Below are 20340 nucleotides of genomic sequence, written 5' to 3'. Positions count from 1 at the left end.
GGACTAGGCTGAGGAAAGCGCGAGGGTGGCGTTGCATCGGCTCTACCTGGCCTCGGTACCCTTCGACGGGCACCCGAGCCACCCCTGCGCCCGACAGGGCCAGAAAAGAAATTCAGCGAGGAGCGAACTGCGTGACCGCCGACACGTCCGTGCCTTCCAGCGCGCTGCTGTCCGGAGCAGACCGGGACGGTTCCAACTACACCGCGCGGCACCTGCTCGTCCTCGAAGGGCTGGAGGCCGTCCGCAAGCGTCCCGGCATGTATATCGGCTCGACCGACAGCCGGGGCCTCATGCACTGCCTGTGGGAGATCATCGACAATTCCGTCGACGAGGCCCTGGGCGGCTACTGCGACCACATCGAAGTGATCCTCCACGAGGACTCCTCTGTCGAGGTCAGGGACAACGGCCGCGGCATCCCCGTGGACGTCGAGCCCAAGACCGGCCTGTCCGGTGTCGAGGTCGTCATGACCAAGCTGCACGCGGGCGGCAAGTTCGGCGGCGGCTCGTACGCGGCCTCCGGCGGCCTGCACGGCGTCGGCGCCTCGGTGGTCAACGCCCTCTCGGCCCGCCTGGATGTCGAGGTCGACCGGGGCAGCTCCACCCACGCCATCAGCTTCCGCCGCGGCGTCCCCGGCATGTTCACCGAGCAGGGCCCGGACAGCCCCTTCGACCCGGCGAACGGCCTGCGCAAGGTCAAGCGCATCGCCAAGGGCAAGACCGGCACCCGGATCCGCTACTGGTCCGATCGCCAGATCTTCCTCAAGGATGCCCGCCTCGGCCTGGAGACGCTCTACCAGCGCGCCCGCCAGACCGCCTTCCTGGTCCCCGGCCTGACCCTGGTCGTACGCGACGAGCGGGGCATCGACGGGGCCGGCAAGACCGAGGAGACCTTCCGCTTCGACGGCGGCATCAGCGAGTTCTGCGAGTACCTCGCCCAGGACAAGGCCGCCTGCGACGTGCTGCGGCTGACCGGATCGGGCACCTTCAAGGAGACCGTCCCGGTCCTCGACGACCGCGGCCACATGACCCCCACCGAGGTCACCCGCGAACTCGGCGTGGACATCGCCCTGCGCTGGGGCACGGGCTACGAGACCAACGTCAAGTCCTTCGTGAACATCATCGCCACCCCCAAGGGCGGCACCCACGTCACCGGCTTCGAACGCTCCGTGACCAAGACCGTCAACGAGGTGCTGCGCTCGGCCAAGCTGCTGCGCGTGGCCGAGGACGACGTGGTCAAGGACGACGCGATGGAGGGCATGACGGCCGTCGTCACCGTCCGTCTGGCCGAACCCCAGTTCGAGGGTCAGACCAAGGAGGTGCTCGGCACCTCGGCCGCCACCCGGATCGTCGCCGCCGTGGTCGCCAAGGAGCTCAAGGCCTTCCTGACCTCCACGAAGCGTGACGACAAGCAGCAGGCCCGCGCCGTGATGGAGAAGATCGTCGCGGCTGCCCGGACCCGGATCGCGGCCCGCCAGCACAAGGAGGCGCAGCGCCGCAAGACCGCGCTGGAGACCTCCTCCCTGCCCGCCAAGCTGGCAGACTGCCGCAGCGACGACGTGGACCGCAGCGAGCTCTTCATCGTCGAGGGCGACTCCGCCCTCGGCACCGCGAAGCTCGCCCGGAACTCCGAGTTCCAGGCACTCCTGCCCATCCGCGGCAAGATCCTCAACGTCCAGAAGTCCTCGGTCTCCGACATGCTCAAGAACGCCGAGTGCGGGGCGATCATCCAGGTCATAGGAGCCGGCTCGGGCCGGACCTTCGACATCGACGCTGCCCGCTACGGCAAGATCGTGCTGCTCGTCGACGCCGATGTGGACGGCGCGCACATCCGCTGCCTGCTGCTCACGCTCTTCCAGCGGTACATGCGGCCGATGGTCGAGGCCGGCCGGGTCTTCGCGGCCGTCCCGCCGCTGCACCGGATCGAGCTGGTCCAGCCGAAGAAGGGCCAGGACAAGTACGTCTACACGTACTCGGACAACGAGCTGCGCCAGACCCTTCTGGAGTACCAGCGCAAGAACATCCGGTACAAGGACTCGATCCAGCGCTACAAGGGCCTCGGCGAGATGGACGCGGACCAGCTGGCGGAGACCACCATGGACCCCCGCTTCCGTACCCTGCGCCGGATCAACATCGGCGACCTGGACTCCGCCGAGCAGGTCTTCGACCTGCTCATGGGCAATGAGGTGGCCCCGCGCAAGGAGTTCATCACGAGCTCCGCGGCGACGCTGGACCGCTCGCGCATCGACGCCTGAGCGGAAGGGCACCGGTGGCCGGCGACGCCTGATGCGGGCGGTCGCGACGGCACACCGGTGCCCTTCGCTCCATCACCTGTTGGAGTGAAGAGCACCGGTACACCAGTCCGGAAACAGTCCATTCCGCACATCCTTGTGGGCACGCGGCCAATGCGGCAGCGGACAAGGAGAGTTCGGTGGACAAGCACGAAGGTCGTGATGTCGGAACGATCCGGCTGGACGACCCCTGGTACGACGCGCTGGCCGTCGGCTGGGGCGAGGGCGCGGAACCGTCCCCGCCGCGGCCGGCCCCGGCCGGCCGCCCGGCACCCGGCGCATCCGACATCTACCTGGAAGTACAGCGCAGCGCCGCCTTCCAGGAGGTCCGCAGCCGATATCGCCGGTTCGTCGTCCCCGCGACCGCCGGGTTCTTCCTCTGGTACGTCGCCTACGTGGTGGCCGCCACGGCCGCACCCGGTCTGATGGCCCGCCCCGTCCTGGGCGCGGTCAACGTGGCCATGCTTGCGGGGCTCGGCCAGTTCCTCAGCACCTTCCTGCTCACCTGGGCCTACGCCCGGCATGCGCGGCTGCGCCGGGACCGGGCCGCGCTCGACCTGCGCTGGACCGTCTTCGAGCAGGAGCGCGGCCAGGAGCGGAACCGGGCGAGGAGGGCGGGCCGGTGACCACTGAGCACCAGACCCTGGCGCTGATGCTGTTCAGCCTCTTCATCGCGGTGACCCTGGGCATCACCACCTGGGTCAGTCGCAACCGGCACGGCTCGGCCGAGGAGTTCTACGCCGGCGGGCGGCTCTTCTCCCCGATGGAGAACGGTTTCGCCATCGCGGGCGACTACATGTCCGCCGCCTCCTTCCTCGGCATCTCCGGTCTGATCGCCCTCTTCGGCTACGACGGCCTGCTCTACTCGGTGGGATTCCTCGTCGCCTGGCTGGTGGTGCTGTTCCTCGTCGCCGAACTGGTGCGCAACTGCGGGCGCTTCACCCTCGCCGACGTGGTCGCGGCCCGGATGAGCGAGCGCCCGGTGCGGATCGCGGCCGGTACCTCCTCGGTCGTCGTGTCCGTGCTCTACCTCGTCGCGCAGATGGTCGGCGCGGGCAGCCTGGTTGGGCTGCTGCTGGGGAACTCGAGCGCCGCGGCCCGGACCCTCACCGTGATCGGGGTGGGCGCCCTGATGGTGGTCTACGTGTCCTTCGGCGGAATGCGGGCCACCACCTGGATCCAGATCGTGAAGGCCGTGCTGCTGATGGGCGGGGCGATCACGCTGACGGTGCTGGTGCTGCTGCGCTTCCACGGCGACTTCGACCGGCTGCTCACCAGCGCCGCCGAACGCAGCGGGCACGGACTCGCGTTCCTCAGCCCCGGACTCAAGTACGGCGGGGACTGGACCGCCCGCTTCGACTTCATCAGCCTCGGTCTCGCGCTGGTCCTGGGGACCGCCGGACTGCCGCACATCCTGTCGCGCTTCTACACCGTGCCCACCGCCCGCGCGGCCCGCCGCTCCGTGGTGTGGGCGATCGGGCTCATCGGCAGCTTCTACCTGATGACCATCGTCCTCGGCTTCGGGGCCGCGGCCCTGGTCGGACCGGACGAGGTTCGGGCCTCCAACGCCTCGGGCAACACGGCCGTCCCGCTGCTCGCGGCCTTCCTCGGCGGAGGCGCCGAAACCACCGGTGGCGCCGTGCTGTTCGCCTTCGTCGCCGCCATCGCCTTCGCCACCATCCTGGCCGTGGTGGCCGGCATCACCCTGGCCTCGTCCGCCTCCGTGGCCCACGACCTGTACGCCTCGCTCAAGCGCAGGCACGCCAGGCAGCGCAGCGAGGTCTCGGTGGCCCGGGCCGCCGCCGTGGGCATCGGGGCGGTGGCCATCGCCCTCGGGCTGCTCGCGCAGAACCTCAACGTGGCGTTCCTGGTGGGGCTGGCCTTCGCGGTGGCGGCCTCGGCCAACCTTCCGGTGTTGATGTACTCGCTCTTCTGGCGCGGTTTCACCACGCGCGGAGCCGTCTGGTCGGTGTACGGGGGCCTGGTCCCGGCGGTACTGCTGGTGCTGGTCTCACCGGTGGTGTCGGGCAGTGCGGAGTCGCTGTTCCCGGGAGTCGACTTCCAGTTCTTCCCGCTGCAGAACCCGGGGATCGTCTCGATCCCGCTGGGCTTCCTGGCCGGCTGGCTGGGCACGGTCATCTCGGGCGAGGAACCGGACGAGGCGAAGCACGCGGAGACGGAAGTCCGTTCGCTGACCGGCGCTGGAGCGGTCTGAGCGGAGGGGCAGAACCGGAGGTGCCGGGCCGGAGGGGCGGGTCGGGGGGGCGGGTCGGGGGCCGTCAGGCCGGCCCCTCCGACGGGAGCCAGGCGTAGCGGTGCTCCGGGCGGCCGGTCTCGCCGTAGCGCAGGGCCAGGGAGACGCGGCCGGAGCGTTCGAGGAGCTTCAGATAGCGCTGGGCGGTCTGGCGGCTGATGCCCGCGCGGTCGGCGATCTGCTGGGTGGACAGGGGGCCTTCGGCGGAGCGCAGCACCTGGCGGACCAGCTCCGCCGTGGTGGGGGAGTGGCCCTTGGGGAGCTCGTTCACGGAAGCCGCGCCGGCGAGGGCGCCGAAGATCCGGTCCACCTCGGCCTGTTCGGCCTCACCGCCCGTTTCCAGGGCGCGGCGCAGCGAACCGTACGCCTCCAGCCGGGTGCGCAGCCCGGCGAAGGTGAACGGTTTGACCAGGTACTGGAGGGCTCCGAGGCGCATGGCTGCCTGCACGGTGGCGAGGTCGCGGGCGGCGGTGACCATGATCACATCGGTCCCGTCGCCGCGCTGGCGCAGGCGGCGGACCAGGTCCAGGCCGTTCTCGTCGGGGAGGTAGTGGTCCAGGAGGACCAGGTCCACCGGGTGGGCGGAGAGGAAGTCCAGGGCCTCGGCGGCCGAATGTGCCTGCGCGATCACGTGGAAACCGGGAACCTTCGCCACGTACGCCGCGTTGATCCGGGCAACACGCATGTCGTCGTCGACGACCAATACGTGGATCGGGGTCTCGTTCATCGCAGGGCCTCCGGAAGTACGACGGAGAATTCCGCCCCTCCGTCCGCTGCTTCACCGGCCCGGGCGCTTCCGCCCTGCCGCTCTGCGAGGCGGCGTACGAGGGCGAGGCCCAGCCCGCGCTCGCGGTGGGCCCGGGGCTGCTTGGTCGACCAGCCCTCCGTGAAGATCTCCTCGCGGCGCGCGGCGGGGACCCCGGGGCCGCTGTCGCGCACCCGCAGCACGGCGGTACGGCCCTCCGCGCGCAGCTCCACCTCGACCAGGGGCGCCGTTCCGCCGGCGGCGGCGTCCAGGGCGTTGTCCACCAGGTTGCCGACGATCGTGACGAGCCCGCCCGGGTCGACCAGGCGGTCGGGAAGGAGGGTGGCGGCTGCCAGCCGCAGGGGGATGCCGCGCTCGGCGGCGACGGTGGCCTTGCCCACGAGGAGGGCGGCCAGCAGCGGGTCGTGGACCTTCTCGGTGACCTGCTCGGCGGTGGTGCGGTGCACGCCGACGACTTCCGTCACGAACTCCACCGCCTCCTCGTGCAGGCCCAGCTCCAGCAGGCCGAGGAGGGTGTGGAGACGGTTGGCGTGTTCGTGGTCCTGGGCGCGCAGGGCGTCGATGAGACCACGGGTGGAGTCGAGTTCGCGGCCCAGGTGCTCCAGCTCGGTGCGGTCGCGCAGGGTGGCTACGGCACCTCCGTCCGCGGTGGGCATGCGGTTGGCGACCAGGACCCGCGGGCCCTGGACGGTGAGGAGGTCCCGGCCCGTCACGCGGCCGGAGAGTACGTCGGCGGTGCGGCCGGCGCCGAGGACGTCGCCCAGCGGCCGTCCGGCGAAGGTGCCGATGGTGTCCGGGGTGAGGCCCAGGAGGCGGGCGGCCTCGTCGTTGACCAGCCGGACCCGGCCGTCCGGGGCGAGGGCGATCACGCCTTCGCGGATGGAGTGCAGCATCGCCTCGCGTTCGGCGAGCAGGCCGGCGATGTCGGAGAAGGCCAGGTCACGGGTCTGGCGTTGGATCCTGCGGGAGAGGAGGTAGGCGGCGAGGGCGCCTGCGGCCAGGGCGCCGCCGGCGTAGGCCAGCAGGCCCGGTATGGCCCCGAGCAGGCGGTCGCGGACGCTGTCGTAGGCGATGCCGACCGAGACCGCGCCGACGATCTCGCCGTCGGCGGCGACGAGCGGGACCTTGCCGCGGGCGGAGCGCCCCAGGGTGCCGTCGTCGATCTCCATGACCTCGCGGCCGGCCAGGGCGTCGCTCGGGTCGGTGGAGACGGGCAGTCCGATCCGGTCGGGGCTCGGATGCGAGCGGCGGATGCCGTCCAGGTCGAGGACGACGACGTACTCGGCGCCCGTCGCCCGGCGGATGCGCTCGGCCGAGGCCTGCACCGGGCTGTCCGCCGACGCCCCGGAATCCAGGAGGCCTGCGGCGATCGCGGGATCGGCCGCGGCGCTCTGCGCGATGGCCAGGGCACGGCGCATGGCCTGGTCGTCGAGCTGGGCGCTGAGCGGCGCGAGGAACAGTCCCGTGGCCAGGACGACGACCCCGGCCGCGATGGCCAGCTGGGTCAGCAGGATCTGCGAGACCGCCCGTCTGGGCAGCCCGAGGCGCCGAGCGCTCATGAGGGGGAACCGCATGGACAGCAACGGTAGGTCGGCCCCGGCACAAGCGGAACATTTGCGCCCCGCTTGTCGGGTACCCCACTCCCGTCATGCCCGGGTCGTGTTTCACGGGTCACTGCGGGTGAAGTGGGTGTCGTAGGGCTCCTGGACGTCCGGGAGGGATTCCGGGGGCGCGACGAGGAGGTCGGCGTTCTCGCCGGGGCGGCTCGCGGAGCCGGTGCCGTGGCTGCGGGAGGTCCACGCGGCCTCCGGTCCACCGGCAGGGGACATGCTCGCGGTCGCGCTGGCCGCCGCGGGGAGGAGCGGGAAGCCCCGGTATCCACGGCCGGGCCGGACCGCTGCGGACGGACTACTTCCGCAAGGAACTCTCGGTGAACTGGCCGTGCTGCTGGGCCGGGAGGACGGGGCTGCGGCCCGTTTCGCGCTGGCCGAGGGCATCGCGGAGCGGTGGGACAGCCCACTGGGCCGCCCGGACACGGTCTAAGGCATCGGCTGGGGCGGGCGCGGGCCGTGGTACTGGCCGCTCGGCCGCATGCGCAGCGGGCGCTCCTGGTACTCCTCCAGCGCGTGGGCGATCCAGCCCGCCGTGCGGGCCACCGCGAAGACCGTCTCACCGGCCTCGGCGGCCATGCCGCAGGACACCGACAGGACCGCCAGCGCCAGGTCCACGTTGGCGTGCAGCCCGCCCTGGCGGGCCGTCACCGCGACCACCTCGCGGGCCGCCGCCAGGGCGGGGGCGGCTTGCTCCAGCCCTTCCAGCCGTGCGAACAGCGCCCCCGCCCGGGGGTCCTCGCCCCGGTAGAGGCGGTGGCCCAGGCCCGGGACCCGGCGTCCCGCCCGCAGGTGCTCGGCGACCACCGGCGCGGCACCGCCCTGTTCCAGCACCTCCACCAGCATCCGGTGCGCGAGCCGCCCGGCCGCGCCGTGCAGTGGTCCTTCGAGCGCGCCGAGCCCGGCCGAGACCGCCGCGTACGGATGCGCGCGCGCCGACGCGGCCACCCGTACGGCGAGCGTGGAGGCGGCCAGGTCGTGGTCGACCAGCAGCGCCAGGGCCAGGTCCAGTACGGCGAGGGCGTCCGGGTCCGGCTCCCGCGGCGTCAGCCGGGACCACAGCTGCCGGGCGATCCGGCCGTCGCCGGCCCACCCGCTGCCCACCGCGGGCAGTGCGCCGACCAGCGTCGGGATCAGGCAGCGCGCGGAGCCGAGTACGGCCTCCTCCGACAGGTCGAAGCGCAGCGGATCCGCCACCGCGGCGGCGGCGACCGCCACCCGCAGCCGGTCGACCGGGCCGCTGTGCGCCGGCAGGGCGTCCACCGCCCGACGGGCCGCCTCCAGCAGCTCCGCAGGAGCGGTGAACCGGGCCCCGGGGGTGAGGGTCCCGGTCCAGAGCCACTCGGCGACCTCCTCGTAGCGGTACCGCGAGGCCAGGGCCACGGCGTCGACGCCCCGGAAGTAGAACCGGTCGGGTTCGATGAGGGTGAGCGCCGTGCGGACCGAGAGCTCACCGGCGGGGGGAGCCGCCGCCTCGCGCCGGCTGCGCCGGGCCAGCGCCTCCACCTCGGCGGCGTCGAAGCTGCTGCCCCGCCCTGCCGCATCGCGGCGGCTGGTGAGCTGGCCCCGGCTGACATAGGCGTACACCGTCGCCGGCTTCACGCCGAGCACCCGCGCCGCCTCCTGCGTGCTGAGCCTGCGTCCGCCGTCCGTCTGGTCACTCATGCCGAACACCCTACAGATGCATTGTTGTATTGATTCAATCAATATTGACAGCGATTGAATCCATCATGGATGGTCGATGCATGAACACCACCGACAGCACCATCGAAGGACCGCGGGGCCTCGCCGGAGTCGTGGTCACCGAAACCGAGCTGGGCGACGTCCGGGGCCGCGAGGGCTTCTACCACTACCGCCAGTACTCGGCCGTGGAGCTCGCCGCCGGCCGCAGTTTCGAGGACGTGTGGCACCTGATGTTCCGCGGCACCCTCCCGGCGGATCCCGCCGAGCGGGCCGCCTTCGCCGCCGAGACCGCCGCGCTGCGCCGGCTCCCCGAGGAGGTGCGGGCGGTCCTGCCGGACCTGGCCCGCGCCACCCGGCTCTCCGGCCCGCTCGCCGGGCTGCGCACCGCGCTCTCGCTGCTCGGCGCCTCCGCCGGATTCCGGCCGGTGTACGACCTCACCCCCCAGCGCCGGGCAGCGGACGCGCTGGCGGCCTGCGCCGCGGTGCCGACCCTGTTGACCGCCCTGCACCGGCTGGGCCAGGGCCTGGAGCCGGTCGAGCCGCGCGCGGACCTCCCGTACGCGGCCAACTACCTCTACATGCTCACCGGCGAGGAGCCCGACCCCGCCCGGGCCCGCGCGGTCGAGCGGTACCTGATATCCACCGTCGACCACGGCTTCAACGCCTCGACGTTCACCGCCCGGGTGATCGCCTCCACCGGCGCCGACGTCGCGGCCTGCCTGACCGGGGCCATCGGCGCGCTCTCCGGCCCGCTGCACGGCGGCGCCCCCAGCCGCGCCCTGGACACCCTCGACGCGATCGGCACCGTGGACCGGATCGGGCCGTGGATCCGCGAACGTGTCCTCGCCGGCGACCGGATCATGGGCTTCGGGCACCCCGTCTACCGCACCGAGGACCCCCGCTCACGCATGCTGCGCGAGATCGCCCTCGGCTTCGGCGGCCCCCTCGTGGACTTCGCCGTGGAGGTCGAACGCCAGGTGGAGGAGATCCTCGCCGAACTCAAGCCGGGCCGCGAACTGCACACCAACGTGGAGTTCTACGCGGGCGTGGTCATGGAATTGTGCGGGCTGCCGCGCGAGATGTTCACCCCGACCTTCTGCGCGGCCCGGGTCGTCGGCTGGAGCGCGAACATCCTGGAACAGGCCACCGATTCGAAGATCATCCGACCGGCCGCCCGGTACACGGGACCTACCCCTCCGCAGCCGGTGCCGCTGATGGACTGACCGGGAGCCTGGCTACGATCGACCGGGTGAACAGCAGGCAGCCCATCCCCGTCGTCGTCCTCGCCGGATTCCTCGGATCCGGGAAGACCACCGTGCTGAACCACCTCCTCGCCGGCCGCGGCGGTACCCGCATCGGGGTCGTCGTCAACGACTTCGGCTCCATCGAGATCGACGCGATGTCGGTGGCCGGCCAGGTCGGGGACTCGATGGTCTCCCTCGGCGGCGGCTGCCTGTGCTGCGCCGTCGACGGCAGCGAGCTGGACGCGTACCTGGAGAAGCTCTCCGCCCCCGTCCACCGGATCGACGTGATCGTCATCGAGGCGAGCGGCCTGGCCGAGCCCGAGGAGATGATCCGCATGCTGGTGGCCAACGAGAACCCGGCCGTCCGGTACGGCGGCATGGTGGAGGTCGTGGACGCGGCGGAATTCGACGCCACCCGGGCCCGGCACCCGGAGACCGACCGACACCTGGCCGTCGCGGACCTGGTGGTGCTCAACAAGACCGACCGGGTCGACCCTGTCGAACGGGCCAGGATCGAGACCGAACTCGCCGCGCTCTGCGCGCCGGGCACCCCGGTCGTGGGCGCCGCCCACGGCCGCATCGACCCGGAGCTGCTCTTCGACCGCAGGCCCTGGACCGAGACCCGGGGACAGCTGTCCTTCGAGGACCTGCTCGCGCAGGCCGAGGGCCACGACCACTGCACCCACGCGCACGCCGCCTACGAGAGCACCGAGTTCACCTCGGAGCAGGCGCTCTCCCCGCGCCGGTTCATGGACTTCCTCGACCGGCGCCCGGCCGGGCTCTACCGGATCAAGGGCTACGTGTGGTTCGGGGTCCCCGGACACGAGGAGCGCTACGAGATCCAGGCGGTCGGCCGCTTCCTCCGCTTCGCCCCGCAGCCCTGGGGGCGGGGCGAACCCCGCCTGACGCAGCTGGTCCTGATCGGCTCGGGCACCGACGGCGAGGGCCTGGTGCGGGAGTTGGAGGCCTGCCGTGACGAAGCCCCCCAGGACGCGAACCCCGAGAGCATGTGGGGCGTGCTGCGGTACGTCGACCGGCCCGCGGAGGACTGGGGCGACGCACCGGAGCCGGACACGTCCGAGACGCCCCCGGTGCCCCCGACGTATTGACCGCGCAGCGCCGGGCGCGGCCGGCCCCCTACGTGCCGTCCGAGAAGTTGTGCACGCCCCACCAGCCGGAGGCGTCGTGGTGCAGACCCACGCCGACCTCGGTGAACTCCGCGCTGACCTGCGCCTTGTAGTGGCCGGGGCTGTGGCGCCACATCGACTGGAACTTCTCGGCGGCTTCCTGGGCGGTCATCGAGGCATCGCTCCACCAGACGATGTTCTCGCCCGTCCAGGTGCGCGAGCCGGTGTTCAGGTAGGCCCGTTCCTCATTGGAGGAGTGGCCGAATCCGTTCTTCTTCATGTGCTCGGCCCACTTGCGGGCGAAGTCGCTGAGGTCCTGCTTGAGCACGAGCGGAGGCCTGCCGACGGTGGCCCGTTCGCCGTTCAGCAGCTGCAGGGACAACGACTGGGCCGTGCGGACGTCCTGCGTCGAGATGCGGGCACCGGGCACCTTCGGGTCCGGTCCCACCGGACCGTTCCCCGAAGGGCCGCGGGTCGGCTGCGCGGGCCGGTCGTTCTTGGCGGACTGCTTGGACACGGGTTCGGCCGACGCCGCGGTAGGCGAGGGGGAGGCGGCGGTGGTGCTCGCGCTCGGTGTCGCCCCGGCCGTGGGGGTCTCAGCCGCCGCACCTGCCCCGACGGTGGGTGAGGCCGGGCCGGTGGGCGGGCCGCCCAGCGGGCCCGGGCCGACGGCGTCGGAGGACGAGGACGAGGCAGAGGCCGTCGCCGCGGTACGGGCAGGAGCTTCGCCGGATATGAGCGTGTACGCACTCCCGGCTCCGGTCAGCAGGACCACGGTGGCGACCGCTGCCGGCACGGGCATCTTCCGGCGGGTCCGGCGGCGGCCACCGGCCACCCGGCCCGCGTGACGCGGCCCGGAAGACCGGTCCGGCACCGCCCCGTCCACGCCCTGCCCGAACTCGTCGTCGCGCAACTGCATCGCATCTCCTCAGAGGTGTGACGGCCCACTTGGCCTGACACATGGGGAGACCCGCGGGGCGGCCGGCGATAACACTTTCTCCGCGTGATCCGGTTGATTCGGTTGATCCGCGTGATCGGGCCCGTCGGGGTCGTCCGCGTAGTGGGCCTCGCCGGTGAGGCAGGCGTGACACAGGCAGCGGCCCGGATGCGGACTCTTCGGCGCCGTCGCGGCGCGGTACCGGCGCGCGTACCGCTCCAGCATCGCGGCGGCGTCCACCGCGTAGTCCGCCGTGGCGAAGCCGCGCGCGTAGCGCTCCTCACGCAGCCGTTCCAGGACGCGCGGCGTGTGGACGAGCTTCGGCCGGAAGCCGTACAGGTGGCGCGTCGCCGTGTCGATGACGATCCACCGGCCGGTGTGCCGTTCGCGCCCCGCCACCGTGACCCGGTCACCCCCCGGACCCCAGTACACCCGGGCCACGTACACCTTCGCCCCGCCCTTGAAGAACTTCGTCCCCGGGCGCAGTTCCTGGCCGCCGACGCCGCAGCGACGCCAGGCCACGACGTTCGCGGCCACCACCCAGACCGGCTCCGGAGACCGGTCGTCCGACTCGTCCATCCGCTCCACCCCCTATGCGACCTCGACGCCGTACTCGCGCAGCAGGTCCTCCAGGCCGCCGCGGTAGCCCTTGCCGCCGATCACGAAGTCCCAGTCGCCGTTCGGCCTGCGCCGGAACGAGCCCAGCACCAGCGCGGTCTCACCGGCCCGGCCGTCGGAGACCTCCAGCTGCCCGGCCTCCGCGCCCGCCGCGTCCAGGAGCCGGATCCGGGCGTCGGTGAAACCTGCCAGGTCGGCATGCGGATCGGCCTCCGGGTCCACGGCTGCCACGAGCACCAGCCGGTCGGCCTCGCGCGGCAGGGCCTCGAAGGAGACCTCCAGCGCCGCCTTGTCCGGCGCCGCGTGCGCCCGGGCCCGTACCGAACCGTCCGGCGTGCGCGGGTTGTTGAAGAAAACGAAGTGGTCCTCGCTGAGCACCCGGTTGCCCGTGCAGACCAGGGCGCACACGTCCAGCGCGACCCGGCCCGACCAGGTCATGCCGAGCACGTTGTGGTCGTCCGACGGGGCGGGCTCGGGAGCCCGCTGCGCCGGGACCCGGGCCGCCGGGCCGCCACCGAGGCGTCCGCGCAGCCCGTACTGGTGCAGGAGCTCCACCAGCTTCTCCCCGGGAACCAACTCCAGCGGCTTGCCGTTGGAGAAGGTGTACGACGTCGGCCCGAAGGACGAGGTGGTGACCAGCACCCCCTTGTTCGCCCCCTTGTCCTGGACCGTGCCGTACAGGTCCCGTACCGCCGTGGGCGGCACGGTGTTGCGGTAGCGCTTGACCTGGACCACGATCCGTCCGCCCGTGATCGGGGAAGGGTCGTTCGCCTCGATGTCGACGCCGCCGTCGCCGGACCGCTGTGTGGTCAACGCCTCCATGCCCATCGCCCGGAAGAGCTCCGCCACCAGGTTCTCGAAGGCGATCGGGTCCATCACGAAGAGGTCCGGCTCGTCCTCGTCGTCGCCCGCGTGCCCGCCGTGGCTGACGACTCCGCCGCCGACCTCGTCGGGCCGGCGTCCCGCGCGTACGGCCGTCAGCTGGTCGGGCCGCGCCGACAGCTGCCCGCGCAACCCCTCCACCAGGCAGTCCACCGCGCTGACCTGCTCCAGCCGAAGCCCCGCGAAGGCGGAGCGGGCCGCCGACACCGAAGCGAGCGTGATCCGCGCCTCCTGCCCCGTCACCGGATCGTGGTCGTCCACGAAGCCGTTGACCACGACGGACTCGAGCGCGCCGAACTCGTCCGCCGCGTACAGCTCGCGCACCACCAGCAGCAGGCACTGCGCCAGCAGGTCCCGGTACAGCGCGCGCCGCTGCGTGGCAGGGCGAGCCGTCTCCTTGTCCTGGTCCGTACTCGGCATGTACCGGACCGACTTGGCCTCGGGCACCACCTGGAACCCCGGCAGCTGCCAGTCCAGGACCAGCTCGCGCGCGCCCCGATCGTAGGCGGCGGCCAGCTGCCTGGGCAGCGCCTCGGGCCAGGCGGTGGAGGCGTAGAGGGCGGCCGAGAAGTACTCCACGGCGGCATCGGCGTCACCCGCGCGCAGTGCCCTGGCCAGCTCGGCGAGGCCGTTGTTGTGCTCCCGGATCCCGGCGAGCTGCTGCGCCGCCCACTGGTCGTACTGCTGCCGGTACGCCGCCAGCTGCTGCTGCCGCTGCAGCTCCGCGGCATGCGCCGCCTGCCAGGCCTGGGTGTAGCGGGCGTGCGCCTCGCGCTCCGCCTGCGCCCGGCGGTTCGAGCCGAGGGTCCAGCCGCTGTTCTGCTGCTGGAACTGCTCGAGGCGCGGCATCGGCAGCGGATGGGCGAGATTCCCCGGGGCGAAGGGTTCCAGCTGCTCCGGCCGGACCAGCGCGGCCGTACGGAACGCCGGTGCCCGGCAGCCCGCGGCCAGCAGCCCCTGCAGCCCGGCGACCTCCGCCTCGATGCGCTCCGTACGCCGTCGTGCCTCGGCCTCGCGATGCTGCCGGTAGGCGGCCTGCTGCTCGCGCTGCCCCCGGGCCGCCTCGCGTTCGTACGCCCGCTGTCGGCGTTCCGCCTCGCGGTGCTGGATCAGCTGCGTCTGCTGCATCCGGCGCTGGGCCTCGGCCCAGTCCCCGATCAAACCGCCCGACCGACGACTCATCAGCTCTGTGTTCTCCCGCCCCACCCGACAGTGCCAAGAGGGAAAACACTAGTCGCCATTCGGGTGGTACGTCCTCCGGACGTACCACCCGAATGGTCCGGAACCCCTACAGTGCGGGTCCCGCCAGCGTCGCCACGACCGCCGGCAGGGCCGTCCCCGAGCCGTCCCGGCGCGGGTCCGGTGCGGGCAGCTCGGCCGGAGCGCCGTTCGCCGCCGCCGCGCGGGCGGGGGAGCCGCCGGCCCAGGCCAGCACCAGCAGGTCCTCGCCCTTCAGGAACCGCTGGCAGCGCACGCCGCCGGTGGCCCGGCCCTTGCGCGGGTACTGGTCGAAGGGGGTCAGCTTCCCGGACAGCATCGAGTCGTCCAGGGTCCCGTGCGAGCCGGCCACCGTGAACACCACGGCCTCCCGGCCCGGGTCGACGGCCGAGAAGTGGATCACCTTGGCGTTCTCGGAGAGCTTGATGCCCGCCATGCCGCCCGCCGGACGGCCCTGCGGCCGGACCTGGCCCGCCGGGTAGCGCAGCAGCTGGGCGTCGTCGGTGATGAAGACCAGGTCCTCCTCGCCCGTGCGCAGCTCGACCGCGCCGACGATCCGGTCGCCGTCCTTGAGGGTGATGACCTCCAGCTCTTCCTTGTTGGCCGGGTAGTCCGGCACGACGCGCTTGACCACGCCCTGCTCGGTGCCCAGCGCCAGACCCTGCGAGGACTCGTCCAGCGAGGTCAGGCACACCACCTTCTCGTCCGCCTCCAGCCCGGAGAGGAACTCCGAGACCGGTGCGCCGCCCGCGAGGTTCGGCGCGGCGTGCGTGTCCGGCAGCTGCGGCAGGTCGATCACCGAGAGCCGCAGCAGCCGGCCCGCGGAGGTGACCACGCCGACGTCGGCCCGCGCGGTCGCCGCGACCTGCGAGACGATCAGGTCGTGCTTGGCCCGGGCGCCGCCCCCGTCCTGCGGCAGCGGCTCGCCGTTCGCCGTACGGGCCAGCAGGCCCGTCGAGGACAGCAGCACCCGGCACGGGTCGTCCGCGACCTCCAGCGGGACGGCGGCCACCGCGGTGCCCGCCGACTCCAGCAGGACCGTACGGCGCTCGGTGCCGAACTTCTTCGCGACGGCGGCCAGTTCCGCGGAGACCAGCTTGCGCAGCTCGTTGTCGGACTCCAGGATCCCGGTCAGCTCGTCGATCTCGCCCGTCAGGCGGTCGCGCTCGGACTCCAGCTCCAGGCGGTCGAACTTGGTGAGCCGGCGCAGCGGGGTGTCCAGGATGTACTGGGTCTGGGTCTCGCTCAGCGAGAACCGCTCGATGAGCCGGGCCTTGGCCTGGGCGGAGTTCTCGCTGTCGCGGATCAGCCGGATGACCTCGTCGATGTCGATGAGGGCCACGAGCAGGCCCTCGACGAGGTGCAGCCGGTCCCGGCGCTTGGTGCGGCGGAACTCGCTGCGGCGCCGGACGACCTCGAAGCGGTGGTCGAGGTAGACCTCCAGCAGCTCCTTGAGGCCGAGGGTGAGCGGCTGCCCGTCCACCAGCGCCACGTTGTTGATGCCGAAGGACTCCTCCATCGGCGTCAGCTTGTAGAGCTGCTCCAGCACTGCCTCCGGGTGGAAGCCGTTCTTGATCTCGATGACCAGGCGCAGGCCGTGGGCGCGGTCGGTGAGGTCCTTGACGTCGGCGATGCCCTGGAGCTTCTTCGAGCCGACCAGGTCCTTGATCTTCGCGATGACCTTCTCGGGGCCGACCGTGAAGGGCAGTTCGGTGACGACCAGGCCCTTGCGGCGCGCCGTCACGTTCTCCACGGCCACCGTGGCGCGGATCTTGAAGGTGCCGCGGCCGTTCTCGTAGGCGTCCTTGATGCCCGAGAGGCCGACGATCCGGCCGCCCGTGGGCAGGTCGGGACCCGGTACGAAGCGCATCAGCGCCTCCAGGTCCGCGTGCGGGTACCGGATCAGGTGGCGGGCCGCCGCGATGACCTCGCCGAGGTTGTGCGGGGGCATGTTGGTCGCCATGCCGACCGCGATCCCGGACGCGCCGTTGACCAGCAGGTTCGGGTAGGCGGCGGGGAGCGCGACCGGCTCCTGCTCCTGGCCGTCGTAGTTGGCGGTGAAGTCGACGGTGTCCTCGTCGATCGACTCCGTCATCAGCGACGTGGCGTCGGCCATCTTGCACTCGGTGTAGCGCATCGCGGCCGGCGGGTCGTCGTTGCCGAGCGAACCGAAGTTGCCGTGGCCGTCGACCAGCGGCAGCCGCATCGAGAAGGGCTGGGCCATGCGAACGAGGGCGTCGTAGATCGAGGCGTCGCCGTGGGGGTGGAGCTTGCCCATCACCTCGCCGACGACACGGGCGCACTTCACGTACCCGCGGTCGGGACGCAGACCCATCTCGTTCATCTGGTACACGATCCGGCGGTGCACCGGCTTCATGCCGTCCCGGGCGTCGGGCAGGGCACGGGAGTAGATCACCGAGTACGCGTACTCGAGGAAGGAGCCCTGCATTTCGTCGACGACGTCGATGTCGAGGATCTTCTCCTCGAAATCCTCCGGCGGCGGGGTCTTCGTGCTGCGGCGGGCCATCGCTGCGCGGCTCCTTAACCAAGAATGGGATGTGCTGGGTGTCTGGCTGGTCTGGCGGGGTCTGGCTGGGTCCTGCCGGAGTCCGGCGGGGGGTACGACGCGGACCATTGTGGCCCGAGGGACCGACAACGCCGACTCCGACCCAGGTCTGGCCCGGGAACTTATCCGGTGGCCGACGCGCTTGCATACAGTGGCAGGTCTGACGGAAATCTCTGCATCGCGATCGAAGGGACCACATGCCCATGGGTCACACGGCCACAGCCCAGGCCGGCTCCGGCGGCCTGACAGCGACCGAGCACCGGCTGGCCAACGGCCTGCGCGTGGTGCTGTCCGAGGACCACCTGACCCCGGTCGCCGCGGTCTGCCTCTGGTACGACGTCGGCTCGCGCCACGAAGTCAAGGGGCGTACCGGCCTGGCTCACCTCTTCGAGCACCTGATGTTCCAGGGTTCGGCGAGCGTACCCGGCAACGGCCACTTCGAGCTGGTCCAGGGCGCCGGCGGCTCCCTCAACGGCACCACCAGCTTCGAGCGCACCAACTACTTCGAGACGATGCCGACCCACCAGCTGGAGCTCGCGCTCTGGCTGGAGGCGGACCGGATGGGGTCGCTGCTGGCCGCCCTGGACGACGAATCGATGGAGAACCAGCGCGACGTCGTCAAGAACGAGCGCCGCCAGCGCTACGACAACGTCCCCTACGGCACCGCCTTCGAGCGGCTGACGGCCCTGGCGTACCCCGAGGGCCACCCGTACCACCACACCCCGATCGGCTCCATGGCCGATCTGGACGCCGCGTCCCTGGAGGACGCGCGCGCCTTCTTCCGTACGTACTACGCGCCCAACAACGCGGTGCTGTCGGTCGTCGGGGACATCGACCCGGAGAAGACGCTCGCCTGGATCGAGAAGTACTTCGGCACCATCCCCGCCCACGACGGCAAGCAGCCGCCCCGTGACGGCTCGCTGCCCGACATCATCGGGGAGCAGCTGCGCGAGGAGATCGTCGAGGAGGTCCCGGCCCGCGCGCTGATGGCCGCCTACCGGCTGCCGCACGACGGCACCCGCGAGTGCGACGCCGCCGACGTGGCCCTGACCATCCTGGGCGGCGGCGAGTCCTCGCTGCTGCACAACCGGCTGGTACGCCGCGACCAGACGGCCGTCGCCGCCGGCTTCGGCATGCTGCGCCTGGCCGGCGCGCCGTCGCTGGGCTGGCTGGACGTCAAGACTTCCAGCGGGGTCGAGATCCCCGCCATCGAAGCGGCCGTCGACGAGGAGCTCGCGCGGTTCGCCGCCGAGGGCCCGACCGCCGAGGAGATGGAGCGCGCGCAGGCGCAGCTGGAGCGCGAGTGGCTGGACCGGCTGAGCACGGTGGCCGGCCGTGCCGACGAACTGTGCCGGTACGCGGTGCTGTTCGGCGACCCGCAGCTGGCCCTCACCGCCGTCCAGCGCGTCCTCGACATCACCGCCGAGGAGGTGCAGGCCGTGGCCGCGGCCCGACTGCGCCCGGACAACCGCGCGGTGCTCGTCTACGAGCCGCTCGCGGCGGACGGCGCCGAGGGCGAAGAGGGCGAAGAGAACGCCGACAGCGACGAGAACGAGGGGGCGGAGCAGTGAGCGACACCGCAGCCGTCACGATGACCTTCCACCCGCGCCCGCAGGCCGGAGAGCCGCAGCCGTGGGCCTTCCCGGCCCCCGAGCGCGGGACGCTGTCCAACGGGCTGACCCTGCTGCGCTGCCACCGCCCGGGCCAGCAGGTCGTCGCGGTCGAGATCAACCTCACCGCGCCCCTCGACGCCGAGCCCGAGGGCCTGGACGGCGTGGCGACCATCATGGCGCGCGCCCTGTCGGAGGGCACCGACAAGCACACCGCCGAGGAGTTCGCGGCCGAGCTGGAGCGCTGCGGAGCCACCCTCGACGCGCACGCCGACCACCCCGGACTGCGTGTCTCCCTGGAGGTCCCGGCCTCCCGGCTGGCCAAGGCGCTGGGCCTGCTCGCCGAGGCGCTGCGCGCCCCCGCGTTCGCCGACGCCGAGGTCGACCGCCTGGTGCGCAACCGGCTCGACGAGATCCCGCACGAGCTGGCCAACCCACAGCGCCGCGCCGCCAAGCAGCTCTCCAAGGAGCTCTTCCCGGCGTCCCTGCGGATGTCCCGGCCGCGCCAGGGCACCGAGGAGACGGTCGCGCGGATCGACTCCGCCGCCGTACGCGCCTTCTACGAGGCCCACGTACGCCCGGCCACCGCCACCGCGGTGGTCGTCGGCGACCTGACCGGCATCGACCTTGACGCCGTGCTGGCGGACACCCTGGGCGCCTGGACCGGCGACACCGGCCAGGCCCGCCCCGTCCCGCCGGTGACCGCCGACGACACCGGCCGCGTGGTCATCGTCGACCGGCCCGGCGCGGTCCAGACGCAGCTGCTGATCGGCCGGATCGGGGCGGACCGCCACGACCGGGTATGGGCGGCCCAGGTGCTCGGCACGTACTGCCTGGGCGGCACCCTCACCTCCCGCCTGGACAAGGTGCTGCGCGAGGAGAAGGGGTACACCTACGGGGTGCGCGCCTTCGGCCAGGTGCTGCGCTCCACCGCGGACGGCAAGGGCGCCTCGATGCTCGCCATCAGCGGCTCGGTGGACACCCCCAACACCGGGCCGGCGCTGGAAGACCTCTGGAAGGTGCTGCGCACCCTCGCGGAGGGCGGTCTGACCGACGCCGAACGCGATGTGGCCGTGCAGAACCTGGTGGGCGTGGCCCCGCTGAAGTTCGAGACGGCCGCCTCGGTCGCCGGCACCCTGGCCGACCAGGTCGAGCAGGAGCTGCCGGACGACTACCAGGCACAGCTGTACGCGCAGTTGGCCGAAACCGGCACGGTGGAGGCCACCACGGCGGTCGTGAAGGCGTTCCCGGCGGACCGGCTGGTCACGATCCTGGTGGGCGACGCCGCGCTGATCGAGGAGCCCGTGCGGGCCCTCGGGATCGGTGAGGTCACGGTCGTCACCAACTGACGCCACGGGCGCCCGGACTACGGGCAACTGACTCAGGGCGCAAGGGGCTCCGGCGGTTTTCCGCCGGAGCCCCTTTTTGTCCGTTTAGTGGTGAGGTTGCTTGTATGCGGTGTGGCGTACGCAACAAAAAGCCGCGTCTGTTTGGCGATTGACTGATGATCCGCCTAGCGTCGGGCGTGCTGTCCGTC

15 protein-coding genes are annotated in these 20340 nt (G+C 72.1%); 7 read left to right on the top strand and 8 right to left on the bottom strand.

The window, feature by feature from the left end; genetic code table 11:
* Positions 1-131: 131 nt before the first annotated feature.
* The 3 genes from OHA91_RS10765 (at position 132) to OHA91_RS10755 (ending at position 4503) form a co-directional block, all read left to right on the top strand.
* Positions 132-2252, top strand: a complete 2121-nt coding sequence (locus OHA91_RS10765) for a DNA gyrase/topoisomerase IV subunit B (RefSeq protein WP_031146487.1) — start codon at positions 132-134, stop codon at positions 2250-2252.
* Positions 2253-2428: 176 nt separating this feature from the next.
* Positions 2429-2914 (top strand): DUF485 domain-containing protein, encoded by a 486-nt coding sequence (locus OHA91_RS10760; RefSeq protein WP_051892621.1) that lies wholly within the window; start codon positions 2429-2431, stop codon positions 2912-2914.
* Entirely contained in the window at positions 2911-4503 is a 1593-nt protein-coding gene (locus OHA91_RS10755) for a solute symporter family protein (protein ID WP_031146491.1), read from the top strand. The genes OHA91_RS10760 and OHA91_RS10755 overlap by 4 nt, the downstream gene beginning before the upstream one ends.
* Before the next feature lie 64 nt (positions 4504-4567).
* Here the strand turns inward: OHA91_RS10755 and OHA91_RS10750 are convergent, their stop codons facing one another.
* The 4 genes from OHA91_RS10750 to OHA91_RS10735 all read right to left on the bottom strand — a co-directional run bounded on the left by OHA91_RS10750 (position 4568) and on the right by OHA91_RS10735 (position 8583).
* A complete protein-coding gene (locus tag OHA91_RS10750; RefSeq protein ID WP_031146493.1) occupies positions 4568-5269 on the bottom strand; it encodes a DUF7342 family protein in 702 nt (233 codons plus the stop codon).
* Positions 5266-6867 carry a sensor histidine kinase gene (locus OHA91_RS10745; protein WP_328739174.1) on the bottom strand — a complete coding sequence of 534 codons (1602 nt, stop codon included), beginning with the start codon at positions 6865-6867 and terminating at the stop codon, positions 5266-5268. The genes OHA91_RS10750 and OHA91_RS10745 overlap by 4 nt, the downstream gene beginning before the upstream one ends.
* A gap of 105 nt (positions 6868-6972) precedes the next feature.
* Complete coding sequence (locus OHA91_RS10740; protein ID WP_328739173.1) at positions 6973-7137, bottom strand: hypothetical protein; 165 nt, start codon at positions 7135-7137, stop codon at positions 6973-6975.
* Positions 7138-7347: 210 nt separating this feature from the next.
* Positions 7348-8583, bottom strand: coding sequence for a citrate synthase (locus tag OHA91_RS10735; protein WP_328739172.1), 1236 nt, complete (start codon positions 8581-8583; stop codon positions 7348-7350).
* A gap of 80 nt (positions 8584-8663) precedes the next feature.
* Between OHA91_RS10735 and OHA91_RS10730 the strand changes: the two genes are divergently transcribed.
* Together OHA91_RS10730 and OHA91_RS10725 are read left to right on the top strand one after the other, a co-directional pair.
* On the top strand, positions 8664-9824 hold the full coding sequence (locus tag OHA91_RS10730; RefSeq protein WP_031146498.1) for a citrate synthase/methylcitrate synthase: 1161 nt from the start codon (positions 8664-8666) through the stop codon (positions 9822-9824).
* Between the two features lie 26 nt (positions 9825-9850).
* The gene (locus tag OHA91_RS10725; RefSeq protein WP_031146500.1) at positions 9851-10954 is read left to right on the top strand and encodes a CobW family GTP-binding protein; all 1104 of its coding nucleotides are present in this window, start codon (positions 9851-9853) and stop codon (positions 10952-10954) included.
* Between the two features lie 28 nt (positions 10955-10982).
* On the opposite strand, the gene OHA91_RS10720 is transcribed toward OHA91_RS10725, so the two are convergent.
* From OHA91_RS10720 to OHA91_RS10705, 4 genes are all read right to left on the bottom strand, one after another.
* Positions 10983-11891: a CAP domain-containing protein gene (locus OHA91_RS10720; protein ID WP_266492207.1), complete on the bottom strand. Its 909-nt coding sequence runs from the start codon at positions 11889-11891 to the stop codon at positions 10983-10985.
* 9 nt (positions 11892-11900) lie between these two features.
* Complete coding sequence (locus tag OHA91_RS10715; protein ID WP_328739171.1) at positions 11901-12488, bottom strand: hypothetical protein; 588 nt, start codon at positions 12486-12488, stop codon at positions 11901-11903.
* 12 nt (positions 12489-12500) lie between these two features.
* Positions 12501-14591, bottom strand: coding sequence for a restriction endonuclease (locus tag OHA91_RS10710; protein ID WP_266492211.1), 2091 nt, complete (start codon positions 14589-14591; stop codon positions 12501-12503).
* Between the two features lie 106 nt (positions 14592-14697).
* Positions 14698-17154, bottom strand: a complete 2457-nt coding sequence (locus OHA91_RS10705; protein WP_266492213.1) for a DNA gyrase/topoisomerase IV subunit A — start codon at positions 17152-17154, stop codon at positions 14698-14700.
* 242 nt (positions 17155-17396) lie between these two features.
* Here OHA91_RS10705 and OHA91_RS10700 point away from each other — a divergent pair, with 242 nt between their 5' ends.
* Both OHA91_RS10700 and OHA91_RS10695 read left to right on the top strand, forming a co-directional pair.
* Entirely contained in the window at positions 17397-18764 is a 1368-nt protein-coding gene (locus OHA91_RS10700; protein ID WP_266492215.1) for a M16 family metallopeptidase, read from the top strand.
* 20 nt (positions 18765-18784) lie between these two features.
* Complete coding sequence (locus tag OHA91_RS10695; RefSeq protein WP_266496774.1) at positions 18785-20152, top strand: M16 family metallopeptidase; 1368 nt, start codon at positions 18785-18787, stop codon at positions 20150-20152.
* Positions 20153-20340: the final 188 nt, after the last annotated feature.

It is taken from the genome of Streptomyces erythrochromogenes (genome assembly GCF_036170895.1).
Lineage (GTDB): Bacteria > Actinomycetota > Actinomycetes > Streptomycetales > Streptomycetaceae > Streptomyces > Streptomyces erythrochromogenes.
The sequence above is the reverse complement of the archived record's forward strand: the minus strand, read 5'-3'. Positions and strand labels throughout refer to the sequence as shown.